The organism is Flavobacterium sp. 102, assembly GCF_003634615.1.
Classification (GTDB): domain Bacteria; phylum Bacteroidota; class Bacteroidia; order Flavobacteriales; family Flavobacteriaceae; genus Flavobacterium.
In genome coordinates this window covers 3765126-3781772 of sequence record NZ_RBKX01000001.1, presented here as the reverse complement: position 1 = coordinate 3781772, position 16647 = coordinate 3765126, and the positions used below count along the sequence as shown (strand labels likewise).

The 16647-nt window shown below is 36.5% G+C and carries 15 protein-coding genes; 7 read left to right on the top strand and 8 right to left on the bottom strand.

Annotated features, from left to right (window positions below):
• Positions 1-3 precede the first annotated feature (3 nt).
• Together C8C84_RS16775 and C8C84_RS16770 are read left to right on the top strand one after the other, a co-directional pair.
• The gene (locus C8C84_RS16775; RefSeq protein WP_121314894.1) at positions 4-2481 is read left to right on the top strand and encodes a carboxypeptidase-like regulatory domain-containing protein; all 2478 of its coding nucleotides are present in this window, start codon (positions 4-6) and stop codon (positions 2479-2481) included.
• Positions 2482-2518: 37 nt separating this feature from the next.
• A complete protein-coding gene (locus C8C84_RS16770) occupies positions 2519-3235 on the top strand; it encodes a hypothetical protein (RefSeq protein ID WP_121314893.1) in 717 nt (238 codons plus the stop codon).
• A 4-nt stretch (positions 3236-3239) separates the two neighbouring features.
• On the opposite strand, the gene C8C84_RS16765 is transcribed toward C8C84_RS16770, so the two are convergent.
• From C8C84_RS16765 to C8C84_RS16745, 5 genes are read right to left on the bottom strand one after another with little or no spacing between them, the layout of a single operon-like run.
• The gene (locus C8C84_RS16765; RefSeq protein WP_121314891.1) at positions 3240-3941 is read right to left on the bottom strand and encodes a hypothetical protein; all 702 of its coding nucleotides are present in this window, start codon (positions 3939-3941) and stop codon (positions 3240-3242) included.
• A gap of 5 nt (positions 3942-3946) precedes the next feature.
• Positions 3947-5773, bottom strand: a complete 1827-nt coding sequence (locus tag C8C84_RS16760; protein WP_121314889.1) for an ABC transporter ATP-binding protein — start codon at positions 5771-5773, stop codon at positions 3947-3949.
• The gene (locus C8C84_RS16755) at positions 5773-7500 is read right to left on the bottom strand and encodes a phospho-sugar mutase (RefSeq protein ID WP_121314887.1); all 1728 of its coding nucleotides are present in this window, start codon (positions 7498-7500) and stop codon (positions 5773-5775) included. The genes C8C84_RS16760 and C8C84_RS16755 overlap by 1 nt, the downstream gene beginning before the upstream one ends.
• 30 nt (positions 7501-7530) lie before the next feature.
• Entirely contained in the window at positions 7531-8490 is a 960-nt protein-coding gene (locus C8C84_RS16750) for a glycosyltransferase family 2 protein (protein ID WP_121314885.1), read from the bottom strand.
• Positions 8491-9021: a DUF4199 domain-containing protein gene (locus C8C84_RS16745; RefSeq protein ID WP_121314884.1), complete on the bottom strand. Its 531-nt coding sequence runs from the start codon at positions 9019-9021 to the stop codon at positions 8491-8493.
• 224 nt (positions 9022-9245) lie between these two features.
• On the opposite strand from C8C84_RS16745, the gene C8C84_RS16740 reads away from it, so the two are divergent.
• The 3 genes from C8C84_RS16740 to mtaB all read left to right on the top strand — a co-directional run bounded on the left by C8C84_RS16740 (position 9246) and on the right by mtaB (position 12291).
• Positions 9246-9497, top strand: a complete 252-nt coding sequence (locus tag C8C84_RS16740; RefSeq protein WP_121314882.1) for a type B 50S ribosomal protein L31 — start codon at positions 9246-9248, stop codon at positions 9495-9497.
• 132 nt (positions 9498-9629) lie between these two features.
• The gene (locus tag C8C84_RS16735) at positions 9630-10805 is read left to right on the top strand and encodes a GlmU family protein (protein WP_121314881.1); all 1176 of its coding nucleotides are present in this window, start codon (positions 9630-9632) and stop codon (positions 10803-10805) included.
• Positions 10806-10962: 157 nt separating this feature from the next.
• Positions 10963-12291 carry a tRNA (N(6)-L-threonylcarbamoyladenosine(37)-C(2))-methylthiotransferase MtaB gene (gene mtaB / locus C8C84_RS16730; RefSeq protein WP_121314879.1) on the top strand — a complete coding sequence of 443 codons (1329 nt, stop codon included), beginning with the start codon at positions 10963-10965 and terminating at the stop codon, positions 12289-12291.
• A 45-nt stretch (positions 12292-12336) separates the two neighbouring features.
• Here the strand turns inward: mtaB and C8C84_RS16725 are convergent, their stop codons facing one another.
• The 3 genes from C8C84_RS16725 to C8C84_RS16715 all read right to left on the bottom strand — a co-directional run bounded on the left by C8C84_RS16725 (position 12337) and on the right by C8C84_RS16715 (position 14762).
• Complete coding sequence (locus tag C8C84_RS16725; RefSeq protein ID WP_121314877.1) at positions 12337-13902, bottom strand: VWA domain-containing protein; 1566 nt, start codon at positions 13900-13902, stop codon at positions 12337-12339.
• Positions 13903-14061: 159 nt separating this feature from the next.
• Positions 14062-14403, bottom strand: coding sequence for a hypothetical protein (locus tag C8C84_RS16720; protein ID WP_121314875.1), 342 nt, complete (start codon positions 14401-14403; stop codon positions 14062-14064).
• 74 nt (positions 14404-14477) lie between these two features.
• Positions 14478-14762, bottom strand: a complete 285-nt coding sequence (locus C8C84_RS16715) for a GNAT family N-acetyltransferase (RefSeq protein WP_121315100.1) — start codon at positions 14760-14762, stop codon at positions 14478-14480.
• A gap of 95 nt (positions 14763-14857) precedes the next feature.
• On the opposite strand from C8C84_RS16715, the gene C8C84_RS16710 reads away from it, so the two are divergent.
• Positions 14858-15526 carry an alpha/beta hydrolase gene (locus tag C8C84_RS16710; RefSeq protein WP_121314874.1) on the top strand — a complete coding sequence of 223 codons (669 nt, stop codon included), beginning with the start codon at positions 14858-14860 and terminating at the stop codon, positions 15524-15526.
• 119 nt (positions 15527-15645) lie between these two features.
• Complete coding sequence (locus tag C8C84_RS16705) at positions 15646-16539, top strand: lytic transglycosylase domain-containing protein (protein ID WP_121314872.1); 894 nt, start codon at positions 15646-15648, stop codon at positions 16537-16539.
• Positions 16540-16647: the final 108 nt, after the last annotated feature.

The window sequence follows — 16647 nt, the reverse complement described above, 5'->3', positions numbered from 1 at the left end:
CCTTTGAGAACAAATCAATTCCTTTTTACGCTCCTTTTTTTAGCGTTCAGTTGCATCACTTTTGCCCAAAATCAAACGGCTAAAGTCGCCGGAGTCGTACTCGATGAAAATAACAGACCAGTTGAAAATGTTAACGTAAGTTACCAAACCAGATCAGCGACTACCGATGCAAACGGTTTCTATGAAATATCTGTTCCGGCCAATCAAAAAGTGGTCTTGGTGTTTACACATACATCGTTAAAAAGTATAACAGCAACTTTTCAATTAAAACCTGCCGAAAACTTAGAATACCATGTAGTAATGAGTGAAAAAGCCGAGCAACTAAATGATGTGGTAATTACCAGTAGTAAAAGACGAGTTCAAGGAATTACCTCAATCGAACCGGAAACTATTCGTAAAAATCCTAGCGCCATGCCCGGAGTAGAAAGCGTTTTGAAAACTTTTGCAGGCGTAAATGCTAACAACGAATTAAGTTCGGGTTACAACGTCCGTGGTGGAAATTACGATGAAAACTTAGTTTATGTCAACGAAATAGAAGTCTATCGTCCGTTTTTAGTGCGTTCCGGTCAACAAGAAGGATTGAGTTTTACCAATACCGATATGGTCCAAAACGTCGATTTTTCTGCCGGTGGCTTTCAAGCGAAATATGGCGATAAAATGTCTTCTGTTTTAGATATTACTTACCGTAAACCAACAAAATATAGCCTGACAGCCGAAGCCAGCTTGTTAGGCGGAAGTGTAACCGGAGAAGGTATTTCGAAAAATAAAAAATGGTCAGCCATAACCGGAATTCGTTACCGCGACAACTCACTTTTTGTAAACAGTCAGGAAACGCAAACCAATTTCCGACCAACTTTTATGGACGTACAAACCAACGTTAATTTTAGTCCAAATAAAAGATGGCAATTCAGTTTTTTAGGAAATGCATCGCAGAACAAATACAATTACCAACCGTTGACGCGTCAAACCAATTTTGGAACCATAGATGAACCGATTGCGTTGCAAATATTTTATGATGGTCAAGAAAAAGACAAATACCAAACGCTTTTTGGTGCACTAAAAACCACTTTTGTTAAAGACGAAAACAATAATTTCAGATTAATTGGTTCGGTTTATCATACACAGGAACAAGAGTATTTCGACATTTTTGCAGCTTATTTTTTAGGAGAAGTCGATACCAATATCGGTTCAGAAACTGTAGGCGAAGTGACGTACAGTCAAGGTGTCGGAACGCAATTAAATCATGCTCGTAACGATTTAGATGCCTTAATTATTAACGCAGAAGTCAAAGGAACCCATTTCGTAAATAACAAAAAGCACCAAATCGATTGGGGTTTTAAATACACTCGTGAAAATATTCGCGACAGAATCGTAGAATGGGAAGTAATTGACTCAGCCGGTTTTTCTTTAAATCCGCCCGATTTTGATTTCCCAAATGACCAACCTTATAATCCTTATGTTGGACCTTTAGTACCATATCAAAACGTTAGAGCAACTAATTTCATCGACATAGACAGATTTTCAGGGTTTGCCCAATGGAATACTAAAACTGAAATGGGTAACAGTCAACTATGGATTACAGCCGGTGCGCGTTTTCACAATTGGACAGTATCAGGTGATGGTATTTCAAATGCGAAAAGCCAAACCGTTTTCAGTCCGAGAGCACAATTTGCCCTTAAACCGGATTGGGACAAAGACATGATATTCCGTTTTGCTGCCGGTTTGTATCACCAACCGCCATTTTATCGCGAGTTGAGAGATATGGATGGCAATGTAAATCCAAATGTAAAAGCACAGCAATCGATTCATTTCGTGTTGAGTAATGACTATAATTTCAAAATGGCAAAACGTCCTTTTAAATTGGTTACCGAAGCCTATTACAAAACTATGACGGACGTAAATACTTATACTTTGGAAAATGTTAGGATCCGTTACCGCGCCAATAATGATGCGGAAGCGTATGCTTATGGTTTAGATATGAGATTAAACGGAGAATTCGTTCCCGGAACAGAATCTTGGTTGAGTTTAGGTTATATGAAAACGGAAGAAAACCAAAATGGCAGAGGCTTTATAGCGCGTCCTACAGATCAAAGATTGAAAGTTGGAATCTTATTCCAAGATTATATGCCGAATTTACCTAATATGAAATTGTATCTGAATTTGGTTTACAACACCGGTTTGCCGGGCGGTTCTCCATCTTATGCAGATGCTTATACTTACCAAACCCGTTTGCGTGATTACCGTCGTGCCGATGTTGGTTTCTCTTATGTTTTAACCGAAAGAAACAATGAAAGACCGGATGGTCATTGGCTGAAAAAATTCGAGGACTTGTCCTTTGGTTTTGAAATTTTCAACTTGTTCAACAATCAAAATGCCATTACCAATACTTGGGTTCGCGATGTTTATACCAAAAATCAATACGGAATTCCAAATTATATGACTACGCGAGTTTTCAATATAAAGCTGACCGCAAAATTGTAGAAATAATTCACTATTTTTGATTACAAATTATTTTGAGATGAAAAATTATCCTTTCTATATTTCCTTGATTTTAGTGCTGACTTTGGTAAGTTGCAAAAAAGAAGAAGCGCCAAAACCCAAAGTGATTTATCAAGATCCTTCAAAAGTTAAAACCGAAGTTCCTGAAGATACCAGTCAAATTGAAATTGCCGATTTACCTATCAATATGGATGGAACCAATTACTTGATTTTTCCAATCGGAACGATTTCTAGTGACAAAAAAGGCATAAAATCTTCTTATGATTCTAATACGGGTTATACGGTTTCTAATTATGGCGAATACCAAATTACCGGTTATTTGCAGAATTTGAAGTTTCAAGAAATAGGGCAAGACACGATTTATGCCTTGACCGAAAAAAATGTGTTGATAGAAACGGCTACTTATTTAAAAGGCATAGCCGACAAAACCAAAAAGCAACTGATGGTTTTTACTTTAGCGGATTTAGACACCAATAAAGACAATAAAGTCAACAATAACGATATTAAATCACTTTACTTGAGTGATATTTCAGGAAAGAACTTTACTAAAATCTCTACTGATTTTCAAGAATTGATTGATTGGAATATAATTGAATCCAGAAGCAGGTTGTACTTCAGAGCTATTGAAGACACTAATAAAAATGGTGCCTTCGACAAAGAAGATACGCTTCACTATTACTTCGTCAATCTTTTGGACAAAGAATGGAAAGCCACAGAAATCAAGCCTTTGCTTTAAAATCCTATATTAGAATATCGCTCTCTAAATCGGATTTTTCAATCTCAAAATCAAACCCTAATTTGGAGACCAATTCAATCACCAACTTTTTATACCAATTTTCCGATTTGGGATGAATGTATATTTTCTCAATCATTTGATTGATATCCACGTCAATTTTTAAACCGTCATTGATTTTAATGTCCTTGTCGGATAAATCGGCAATGATTCTGACTTCGCCTTCGTATTGAAAACTTTTTCGCTTAAACAGGAACGGAAAAAACATATCGTCAAACGGAATATATTCCTTTTTGTAATCGATATAATTGACTTCGCCAATGTATTGTTTGAAATCTTTTTCGGCTTCCAAAGCTTTTTGCAAACGACCAATCGTAGATTGAATGGCTAAACCTTCACTATTTTGGGTAAAAATCTGCCACATGGCAAACGATTCGTATTCGTTGATGTGCCAACTGCTAACCACCACTTTTTCGCGGTGTGATTTGTAATACGCTAGGAATTCAGGATTGTTTTCGGAAAGTTTTTTGATTTCTTCAAATGTTGGTTCGCTAAAAGTACCTTCGTATTGGTCTTCAAATTTGTCCGAGCGAGACATGAACAATTGTCCGGAAAGCAATAAGTCGAGAAATTTCGACAAGTCCAAATATTTCCAAACCACCGTATCAGGATCTTCAGGTAGTTTGATATTTGGATTGTTTACATACATAAAATCTATTCAAAAGATTGCATGGTTACTAATTTGGAATAAGTTCCGTTTTTGGCCAAAAGTTCGTCATGTGTTCCTTGCTCCACGATTTCTCCTTTTTGCATTACGACTATCATATCGGCTTTTTGAATAGTCGAAAGTCGGTGCGCAATAACTACTGAAGTTCGGTTTTGCATCATGTTTTCCAAAGCTTGTTGGACTAATCTTTCACTTTCGGTATCCAAAGCTGAAGTTGCTTCGTCCAAAATCATAATCGGTGGATTTTTTAAAACCGCACGAGCAATGGACAAACGTTGTTTTTGTCCACCCGATAGTTTGTTTCCGCTGTCGCCGACATTCGCATAAATTCCGTCCGGTAAATCTTTTACGAATTCGTAGGCATTGGCAATTTTCAAAGCTTCTATGATTTCTTCATCAGTGGCGTCTAATTTGCCCAAAGCAATATTGGCCTTAATCGTATCGTTGAACAGAATAGAATCTTGTGTTACCAAGCCCATTAAACCGCGTAGAGAATGTAAATCCATGTCTTTGATGTCGACATTGTCTATCGTTATTTTACCTTCATTTACATCGTAAAAACGCGTCAATAAATTGGCAATCGTACTTTTTCCCGAACCGGATTGACCAACTAAGGCGACGGTTTTTCCTTTTGGAACTTGAAGCGAAAAGTTCTTTAAGACGTTTTCGTCTTCGTATCTGAAATTGATGTTTTCTAAGGTGATTCCGGATTCAAAAGTCGATTTCTGAACCGCATTTTCTTTGCTTTCAATCGGGTTTTCTTGTTCCAAAATTTCTAAAATTCTTTCAGCAGCCGCTTCTCCTTTTTTGACACCATAACTGGCTTTTGAAATCGCTTTGGCCGGTGTTAAAATGTTATAAGCCAATCCCATATAGCCAATAAATTTCGCGCCCGAAAGCGTTCCTTCCACTAAAACCATGCTTCCACCGTAAACTAAAAGTACCGCAATGATTAAGATTCCCAAGAATTCACTTAAAGGTGAAGAAAGGTTTTGACGGTTTAGAATTTTATTGTTCAGGTGAAAAAATCTATCGGTTGAATTAGTGAATTTCCCTTGGAATACTTTTTCACTATTGAAACCTTTAATAACTTTTAATCCGCTTAGCGTTTCTTCTATAATGGATAAAAAATAACCTTGTTCAATCGCCGCTTTATCTGATTTTTTCTTAAGTGATTTACCTACTTTGGAAATGATAAAACCGGATATTGGAATAAATATGAAAACAAACAGCGTTAATTTGACACTGATAAAAAACATCGCGCCAATAGTAAATAAGATGGTCAAAGGTTCGCGGACAATTAATTCTAAAACCGACAAAAAAGAATGTTGGATTTCTAAAACATCCGAGGTCATTCTTGAAATCACATCGCCTTTTCTTTTTTCTGAAAAATAGGAGATAGGCAACTCTACTGATTTCTTGTACATTGCATTTCGAATGTCTCTTAACACGCCATTTCTGAGAAAAGTAATAAAATACATCGCCCAATAATTACACAAGTTTTTCAGTAAAAACAACGTAATAATCAGTGTAATCATGATTAATAAAGTGTATTGTTGGCCTTTAGTTTCGTTGAAATGGGAAATGTAATAACCCATATAATTCTCCACAAAACTACCAATGTGTTCTATACCTTCAAAAACCGGTTTTGTAGTGATTTTATTGTCTTCTTTAAAAAGTACGGACAGCATCGGAATCAGTGCCACAAAAGAAACAGCGCTGAACAAAGCGTAGAAAACATTAAAAAAAATGTTTAAGTAAACGTACTTTTTGTACGGACGGATAAAAGGAAATATCTTTTTGATGCTACTCATTAGTTCAACTGCATTTCAGAAATGATAGTGGTAATTTTTTGGTCCAAATAAGCTTCGGCAGCCGGAATTTCTCCTAGATTTTCTATAGCGGTATTGACGCTGAAATAGAATTTTATTTTCGGTTCCGTTCCGCTTGGACGGGCACAAATTTTTGAACCGTCTTCTAAATAATAAATCAACACATCTGATTTTGGAATTAATAAGCTTTCCGTTTCGCCGGTCAACAAATTTTTTGCCGTAGAATTTTGGTAATCTTCTACCATAATAACCCGTTGTCCATTGATTTCAGAAACCGGATTGTCGCGCATGTCAATCATCATTTGTTTGATTTCATTCGCGCCTTCGATTCCTTTTTTGGTAATTGAAATTAGGTATTCTTTGTAGAAACCAAAATCCACATACATTTGTTGCAAATATTGGTAAACGGAACTGTTATTTTCTTTAGCCTGTGCTGCAATTTCACACATTAATAAAATCGCACCAACAGCATCTTTATCGCGAACGGCATCGCCAACCATAAACCCAAAACTTTCTTCACCACCGCCAATAAATTGTAAATCAGGAAAATCTTTGATAAACTTGGCAATCCATTTGAAACCGGTCAAACCGACTTTGCATTCCACGCCATAAGCTGAAGCCAATTCGAGCATCATTGGTGTTGAAACGATTGTAGAACCGATGAATTGTTTGCCGTCAATTTTGCCTGCTTTTTTCCATTGTTCCAATAAGTAATTGGTCATAACAACCATCGTTTGATTTCCGTTAAGGAGAATCATTTTATTGTTGTTGTCTCTAACGGCAACGCCCAAACGGTCGCTGTCAGGATCAGTTCCAAAAACGATATCGGCATTTAATTTTTCTGCCAAAGCCAAAGCCATGGTCAACGCTTCAGGTTCTTCGGGATTGGGTGAAACTACGGTTGGGAAATCACCATTAGGTTCAGCTTGTTCCGGAACAATATTTACATCCGTATATCCAGCTTTTGCTAAAACATTCGGCACCGATTTTATGGAAGTTCCGTGTAACGAAGTGTAAACGATTTTCAAATTCGCTTTTGCATTTACCGAAGTGTTAAAACTTGCATTCGCAACAGTTGACTCTACAAATGCATTGTCAATCTCTATATCAATGTATTCGATTAAATTATTATTGGCTTCGAATTTAATTTCGCTGTATTTTAAGTCTTCAATCACTTGAATGATTTCTTCATCTTGTGGCGGAACGAGTTGTCCACCATCTTGCCAATATACTTTGTAACCGTTGTATTCCGGCGGATTATGAGAAGCAGTTAGTACAATTCCGGCATGACATTTTAAATATTTTAAAGCAAAAGACAATTCCGGAGTAGGTCTCATTTCTGAAAACAAATACACTTTGATGCCATTAGCCGAAAAAACATCGGCAACCACTTTTCCTAAAGTGTCACTGTTGTGACGACAATCATAAGCAATTACGACTTTTAAGTCTTCGCCAGGGAATGATTTTTTTAAATAATCGGAGATGCCTTGCGTATTTTTACCCAAAGTATATTTATTGATTCGATTGGTGCCAACACCCATAATTCCGCGCATTCCACCGGTTCCGAATTCTAAGTTTTTATAGAAACTCTCCTCCAAATTTTTGGGAGAAGTCGTCATCATTTCTTTGATCTGGTTTTGGGTGTCAACGTCAAAAGTTGGTGTCAACCATTCGTTTACTTTGTCTAAAATAGCTTGTTCGATATGCATGGTAATTGTTTTATTATTGAAATGAAGTCGTTATAGATTCACTTCGCTTGAAATTTTATAACGCTCTTCATTGTTTTTGGTTCGAAGTATAATTTCGCCCAAAAATCCGGCTAAGAATAATTGGGAACCAATAATCATTGAAGTTAAAGCAATATAGAAAAGAGGGTTTTGTGCTACTAAAATGGTCGGTTCATGAAATACAAATAATTTCATCAGTTTAATTCCTATGATTAAAAATGTAGAGATGAAGCCAATGATAAACATGACAACACCTAGTGCTCCGAAGAGATGCATCGGGCGTTTGCCATATTTTGAAAGGAACCAAATCGTTATCAAATCTAAAAAGCCATTGATGAATCGGCTCATGCCAAATTTAGATTCGCCATATTTTCGCGCTTGGTGAATGACCACTTTTTCCCCTATGTTGGAAAAGCCTGCATTCTTGGCCAAAACCGGAATATAACGGTGCATTTCTCCCGAAACTTCGATGTTTTTAATGACAACACTTTTGTAGGCTTTTAAACCGCAGTTAAAATCATTCAAATAGACCCCGGAAGTTTTTCTCGCTGCCCAATTGAATAGTTTAGAAGGTAGGTTTTTAGCAACCACCGAATCATAACGTTTCTTTTTCCAACCGGAAACTAAATCGAAATTTTGATTAGTCACCATATCAAACAAACCCGGAATTTCGTCCGGGCTGTCTTGTAAATCGGCATCCATCGTGATTACGACATCGCCTTTGGCTTTGGCAAAACCCGCATGCAAGGCTTGTGATTTTCCAAAATTTCTGAGGAAACGAATGCCTTTTACATTCGGGTTTTCTTGGGAAAGTTTTTCAATAATTGTCCATGAATTATCCGTGCTTCCATCATCGATGAAAATAACTTCATAGGAATAATTGTGGGTTGTCATGACTTTGACAATCCATTGGTGTAATTCGGGTAAAGATTCCTGCTCGTTAAGAAGCGGAATTATTATGGATAGATTCATCTATAATCCTTGATTCGATTTTGATTTGAAAATGGCTGCTAAAATTAAACCGAAAATCGCTTGAAATACTAAGCCTATAGCAAAACCAAACATTAGATTGCCTAATGAATAGTTGTCGGTTTCTGCCATTTTTTGCATGGTTTCATTGATTGTTGCTGCCGGTGTACCAAACTTTTCCATCATTTCTTGTGTATACTTTAAAGTAATTTCTTTGATGGTTTCTTTGGCTTGGGTATCGATAAAATTGAATAAAACATAATTGTAAACGGTTGAGATAAAAGAGCCAATTACTGCGGCAATAAAATACACTGTAAATGCCTCTTTGAAGGTGATGTTTCCACCTAATTGTTTTTTTGTTTTGGATACTAATACCACTCCAATAACAATTGAGATTACGATTGCAACTATACCAATCCACCAACTTGTGAACAGTTGTAAGTCAATTACATAAATTGCCGTTGTAAAAAGAACTGAAAAAAGTCCTAAGATAATTCCAAAATTGATTCCGTTTTTCTTAATAATTTCATTCATGGTTTTTAGGTTTTAATTAATTAACAAATATAGTAATTCCGCAATTACTTACCAGTAAGTTTAAAACAATTAAAAAAAGTTACAGTTCGCTTTGATTTTTGTAAAAAAGTTGTATTTTTGCACTCTCAATTTAAAAAAGAAATTAATAAAAGTTGTAGCCAGTTTACACCTTTCAAAGTGAAAGCTTCAAAACGAACTACTTCAAAACAATAAAAAGATTTATCATGAAAAAAGGAATTCACCCGGAAAATTACAGATTAGTTGCTTTCAAAGACATGTCAAACGAAGATGTTTTTATCACTAAATCAACAGTAGAAACTAAAGAAACTATCACGCACGAAGGTGTTGAATATCCAGTTTTCAAAATGGAGATCTCTAGAACTTCTCACCCTTTTTATACAGGTAAATCTAAACTTATCGATACTGCAGGACGTATTGATAAATTCAAAACAAAATACGCGAAACACGCAAAATAGTAGTTTCAGAGTTCAAATTTTAGGAAGACCATTCACGAAAGTGAGTGGTTTTTTTATTGAATAAACTTTGCCTAGGCTTTGTCGAACGGATTTTTTTTATAAACTTTGGACACACAACTGATAACAAACAAAATGAACTACATACTTTTTGACGGAACTGTTCGCAATGCTCTTCTCCCTTTTACTTTTACACGTCCGGTTGCCGATATTCGTGTCGGGATTTTAACCATACGTGAAAAATGGGAAAAACATTTGGGTTACACCACGACTACTTTAACCGAAGAATACCTTTCCGAAAAGTTTCCAATGGTGGAAATGGAAGAGAACGTCATGATTAATGCTTCTTTTTTACCAAACGATGTTTTGGCAGAAATGGTAAAAAGTCTCGAAAATAACCAAGCTATTTTTCAAGGTGAAGAAGTGGTTGCTTTTTTTACCAATGATACACAGGAAGAAGTCGATTTTGATTCCTATGAAATCATTGAATACAACGAAGAAGGCTTAAGAATCGAGCACACTTGGGATATTTTTGCCAAAAATGACGCAGCTTTGAGAGAAGATTTCGAATTAATCACTGAAGACAGACATTCCCAACCGATTCCAAAAAGTGTCAATGTCATTTCGCCCGAAAATATTTTTATTGAAGAAGGAGCAAAGCTTGAGTTTGTAACTTTAAACGCTTCAACCGGACCAATCTACATCGGAAAAAATGCTGAAATAATGGAAGGTTCAGTCATTCGCGGGCCATTTGCGTTATGCGAATCGGGTCGAGTGAAATTGTCCTCCAAAGTGTATGGAGCGACAACCGTTGGCCCACATTCTGTAATAGGCGGTGAAGTGAGCAATTCGGTTTTAATGGGTTATTCTAATAAAGGACACGATGGGTTTTTAGGTAATTCTGTTTTAGGCGAATGGTGCAATATCGGAGCAGATAGCAATAATTCCAACCTGAAAAATAACTATGAAGAAGTGCGTTTGTGGAGCTACGAAACTGAAGGATTTGCCCGAACCGGTTTGCAGTTTTGTGGTTTAATGATGGGCGATCACAGCAAATGTGGCATCAATACGATGTTCAATACAGGAACGGTGGTTGGTGTTTCGGCTAACATTTTCGGTTCCGGATTTCCACGTAATTTTGTGTCGAGTTTTTCTTGGGGCGGCGCTTCGGGTTTCACAACTTATTTGACTTCAAAAGCTTTTCAAACGGCTAAAATTGTGATGGCTAGACGCCAAGTTGAATTCAGTGAAGAAGACGCGAAAATTTTGGAACACGTTTTTGAAATTACAAAAAAATACAGGAAAGAGTAAATTTGAACTCGATTATATTTACCGTTAATTCGCAAATTGAAAATAAGTAATTTGCGAATTAACGGTTTTTAATTTTAACTGTTTTATTAATAGAAATTTAGTTTGTAAATTTGCCCACTCAATTTTTTGACAACGATTTCATCAATTGAGCAATCTTATGGAACAAAAAAAGAAAGTCGCCTTTTATACTTTGGGGTGCAAATTGAATTTTTCCGAAACTTCTACCATTGCGAGAAACTTCCAAGACGAAGGTTTTGACCGCGTCGATTTTGAAGAAGTTGCCGATATATACGTGATTAATACCTGTTCGGTAACGGATAATGCTGATAAACAATTCAAGCAAGTTGTCAAAAAAGCCATGAAGCTCAACGACAAAGCATTCGTTGCCGCTGTAGGTTGTTATGCCCAGTTGAAACCTGAAGAATTAGCAGCAGTTGATGGTGTTGATTTGGTTTTGGGTGCGACAGAAAAATTCAAAATCACCGATTATATCAATGACTTGTCCAAAAATGATATGGGCGAAGTGCATTCGTGCGAAATTGAAGAAGCTGATTTTTACGTCGGCAGTTATTCCATAGGCGATAGAACGCGTGCTTTTTTGAAAGTACAAGACGGTTGCGATTATAAATGTACGTATTGTACAATTCCGTTAGCCAGAGGAATTTCTCGTAGTGATGCTTTGGAAAACGTCTTAAAAAATGCGTTCGAAATTTCACAACAAGGTATCAAAGAGATTGTTTTGACCGGTGTCAATATTGGTGACTATGGCAAAGGCGAATTTGGCAACAAAAAACACGAACATACTTTTCTTGATTTGGTCAAAGCTTTAGACGATGTTGAAGGTATTGAAAGACTCAGGATTTCTTCTATTGAACCCAATTTGTTGAAAAATGAAACCATAGAATTTGTATCCCAAAGCCGAACATTTGTCCCACATTTTCACATTCCATTGCAAAGCGGAAGCAATGATATTTTAAAGAAAATGAAACGTCGTTATTTGCGTGAAGTGTATACCGAAAGGGTTTCTAAAATCCGCGAAGTGATGCCTCATGCTTGTATTGGTGTTGATGTGATTGTTGGTTTTCCGGGTGAAACGGATCAACATTTTTTGGAAACTTATAACTTCTTAAACGAATTGGATATTTCGTATTTGCACGTGTTTACCTATTCAGAAAGAGACAATACCGAAGCTGCTGAAATGGATGGCGTTGTACCTGCGAATGTGCGTTCGAAAAGAAGTAAAATGCTTCGCGGTTTGTCAGTAAAAAAACGCCGTGCTTTTTATGAAAGCCAAATCGGAACCAACCGAACGGTTTTATTCGAAAGCGAAAACAAAGAAGGCTACATTCACGGTTTTACCGAAAACTATGTGAAAGTAAAAACACCTTGGAATCCTGAATTAGTCAATACTTTACACGAAATCAATTTGTCTCGAATCGATGAAGACGGAAGCGTTAGAATGGAGTTCTTAAACGTTGAAGCTTAAATATAAAAACCCTGAAAACTAATTTTCAGGGTTTCTTTTTGAAATTTAATTTACGGCTTCTACCAATCGGATAAATTCGGCTTTGTAACCTTCATCATCATTTCTCAAACCGGATTTGGCTAAACTTTTAATTTCATCAGAGGATTTATTCGAAATCAATTTGGAATCTCTCAGTTTCAATCCAAACCAAGCCACGGCGGAACTGAATTTAAAATCGGCAGTAGTGCTTTCCAAAGCAATTGCTTTGTCCGCAATCGTCTCAACCATTTCAATGCTTTTTTCGCCATCCGGTTTTTTGTAACGGAATTTAATCGTCGCCAATTCCTCAGCATAATTGATATCAGATTCTGTCTTAACTTTGGTGTATTTCAAATCCGAAGGCACATAATCGCTGTCAACGCCAACCGGAATGATTTCATACAAAGCTGTTACCGTGTGTCCGCTGCCTAATTCACCGGCATCAATTGCATCGTTTTTGAAATCTTCTGCTTTTAATCTTCTGTTTTCATAACCAATCAATCGGTAAGCCAGAACATGTTTTGGATTGAATTCGATTTGGATTTTTACATCTTTAGCAATAGCAAACATAGAACCCTTAAATTCTTTCCCTAAAAAGCGATTCGCTTCCTGAATGTTATCAATGTAAGCATAATTGCCGTTGCCTTTGTCTGCCAAAATTTCCATTTTACTGTCTTTGTAATTGCCCATTCCATAGCCTAAAACGGTTAGAAAAACACCCGATTTTCTTTTCTCTTCAATCAAATCTTCCATGTCACCATCTGAAGAAGCGCCAACATTGAAATCGCCGTCAGTGGCCAAAATCACTCTGTTATTTCCTTCTTTAATAAAGTTTTGCTCCGCCAGTTTATAAGCCAAGTTTATGCCTTCGCCACCTGCCGTACTTCCGCCAGCCATTAAATCGTCAAAGGCATCCATAATTTTTCCTTTTTCGTCACCGGAAGTTGGCTCTAAAACCACACCGGCTGCACCGGCATAAACCACGATCGAAACTTTGTCTTTGCTGCGCAATTCTTTGACCAAAACTTTCATCGATTCTTTGAGCAATGGCAATTTGTTTTCGTCACTCATCGAACCGGAAACATCCACCAAAAAAACCAAGTTAGACGCCGGCAAATTATCCGTTGGAATATTTCGACCTTGTAAACCTATTTTTAATAATTTATGTTTCGAATTCCATGGACTCGTGCTGTATTCCGTATTGATAGAAAACGGATGCTCACTTTGTGGTTGCTGATATTGGTATTTAAAGAAGTTGACCATTTCTTCGATGCGAACAGCGTCTTTTGGAACTTCTTGGCCGTTGTTGATGAATCGACGGATATTGGTGTAAGCGGCATTGTCAACATCGATTGAAAAAGTGGATAACGGAGCTGTTCTTGGTGATTCGAAAGGATTTTCTATGAGTTCGGCATAGCTTTCGGAGTTTTCATTTACGGTAACTGAATCCCTTGCACTATCAGTCAAGTTTTCTGCGTCCGATAATTCAACAGTAGTAGAGTCTGCAGCGGCTTCTCCTCGATATGAGCCTTCTTTGCAACCGGCAAAAATAAGCATAAGAAGTACCGCTGAAAAAAAATGATATTTTTTCATTGTAAAAAATGTTTAGAAAATTAATAATGATTTTGTTTCTTAAAATAACCTCCTGAATTCCGGATTGCTCAGAAATATTATTCTTCAATTTTGGTGCATTCAAATTTGATGCCAAAAAATTAAGCCAATCTTAAGAATTGCTATTTTATGCCTAAAATCTTAGTATTTATACTGGAATCTAATTTTGGTAATTCTGAAAACATCAAAGCTGTATTGCTCAATGAACTCAAATTTGTGTCGCCCGAGTTGTTGGAAACTAATAATTCTGTCGGCTGAAATTTCATAATACATATTGCTGCCTTCCATCATCAGTTTTTGACCATTTTTGCGATAGGCTGATCGAATTAATTCAAATTCTGACAAATTCCAAGTAGTGAGATTTGCATCGAGTGTTTCCATGTCGGTGCACAAGCCTTCGGTTATCTCTGTTTTGGAACCATAATATTTATCGATTTGCTCGAAGAAAGTTACAATCTCTTGGCGGAAGTCTTCTGTATTCATCCGATAAATATAAATAAAATCCACAAAAAAAGCCGTCTGGTTTTCTAGACGACTTGTGTTAAAGTTATTTTGTGTTAGATTTTTATTCCCGGAGGCAATAAATCTCTGTACGTAGTGTTCTTTCTAAAGAAAAGTGCGATTTTTGGTAAAATCGGAACCACTTTTAGTTTTCGTTCGTAAGCAATTTCCATGATGTTTTTCAGCAAATCATTGATAAACTCCTCGTCATTAAAGCCGTCAAAAGTATTAATTCTCGTCAGGAATATTTTCTTTTCTTGAAAGGAATATTCAACAGAAATCAATTTCCCACCTACCAACGTTTCAAATTGTCGAGCAAAAGTGTTGTCTTTAATTTCCATTTTATCTGAAATTAATGTTGTGTTCATAATCAAGTGAAATAAAAGGATTATTTTTATGCAAATTTACTAATAATTAACGAGTTTACAGTTAAATAATGTCTAAAATCCACGTTTACTTCATGCCAGGCATGGCAGCCAGTCCATCCATTTTTGAACGAATCCAATTGCCCGAAGACACTTTTGAAATGCATTTGCTTGAATGGGAAATTCCAAATAAGGGAGAAAGCTTAAGTGCTTATGCTGAAAGAATTGCTAAAAAAGTGCAGCATGAAAATCCAATTTTAATCGGCGTTTCCTTTGGTGGGGTTTTAGTTCAAGAGATGAAGCAGTTTTTAAAGCCTCAGAAAGTCATAATTATTTCGAGTGTAAAATCTAATACGGAATTCCCTAAAAGATTTAAGGTAGCAAAATCGACTAAAGCCTACAAACTCATTCCGACCCAATTATTTGAAAATATTGAATCTTTAGTCAAATTTTCTTTTGGTTCTTCAATAGTCAAACAACGATTGGCTTTGTATGAAAAGTTTTTGGCGGTTCGTGACAAACGTTATTTAGATTGGGCTATTGAACAGATTATCAATTGGACCCGAATTGAAATTGATCAGGACGTCATTCACATTCACGGCGATGCAGATGAAGTTTTTCCGCCTAAGAATATTAAAAATTTCATTCCGGTAAAAGGCGGAACCCACATTATGATTTTGAATAAATACCGATGGCTCAATGATAATTTGCCTAAAATTATGTTAGAAGATAAGGTGTAGCGGCTCAATTTTTTGTAGCTTTACTATAATATAGTTGTAGTTTTACAACATTAAAAATGAAATTCATGAAATCACTTTTAGTGAATCAATAATGACCACTAAAAATAAAATCCTTCATTATGAAAACGAATAAAGCCTTATTATCCGTAATAACCGTTGTCCTGCTATCAGGAATTCTTGTTTTTGGAATTTCGGGCGACAATAAAGAAAAGCTGTTGCGAGAAGGCACAGCGATGTATTTCCCTATGGAAGTTGATTTTGCCGGCGAGAAAGCACCACTTCAGATAACAGATGTTCGCGAAAGATTAGATAGAGAATTACTCATCAATGCTAATCTTGACGCAACCACTGCGTTAATTATCAAAAGAGCGAATCGCGCTTTTCCTATCATCGAACCGATTTTAGCCAAATATGGCGTGCCGGATGATTTTAAATATTTAGCCGTAATCGAAAGTGGTTTGGTCAATGCAGTTTCTCCTGCCGGAGCACGTGGTGTTTGGCAATTTATGCCCGATACCGCCAAAGAAAAAGGAATGGAAGTTAACGATGTGGTGGATGAAAGATACCATTTAGAAAAATCTACAGAAGCCGCGTGTCGTTATCTTTTGGTAGCCAAAGATAAATTTGGTTCTTGGACATTAGCAGCCGCTTCTTACAATGGAGGAATGTCCGGAATCAACAAAAAAATTGAAGAGCAAAAAGTAAGCAACTATTATGATTTGGCACTTACCGAAGAGACATCACGTTATGTTTTTAGGATTTTAGCCTTAAAAGAAATCATGAAACAGCCAGCAAAATATGGGTTCAGTATTTTTGAGAGCGATTTGTATGCGCCAATTCCAACAAAAAGAGTCGCCGTTGACAGTACCATTACTGATTTAACCGGTTTTGCCATTTCACAGGGTATCAATTATAAGATTCTTAAAATTCATAATCCTTGGTTGAGAGATAAGAAGTTGGTGAATCCTAATAAGAAAAGATACGAAATTGAGATTCCGTTAGCAGGATATTAAAGGAGTGATCAGTGTTCAGTTTTTAGTGTTCAGTAAAATTTATATAAAAAACGTCCCGAGAATTTCAGGACGTTTTTTTATTTCTGGAAATAACTGTCAACTAATCGC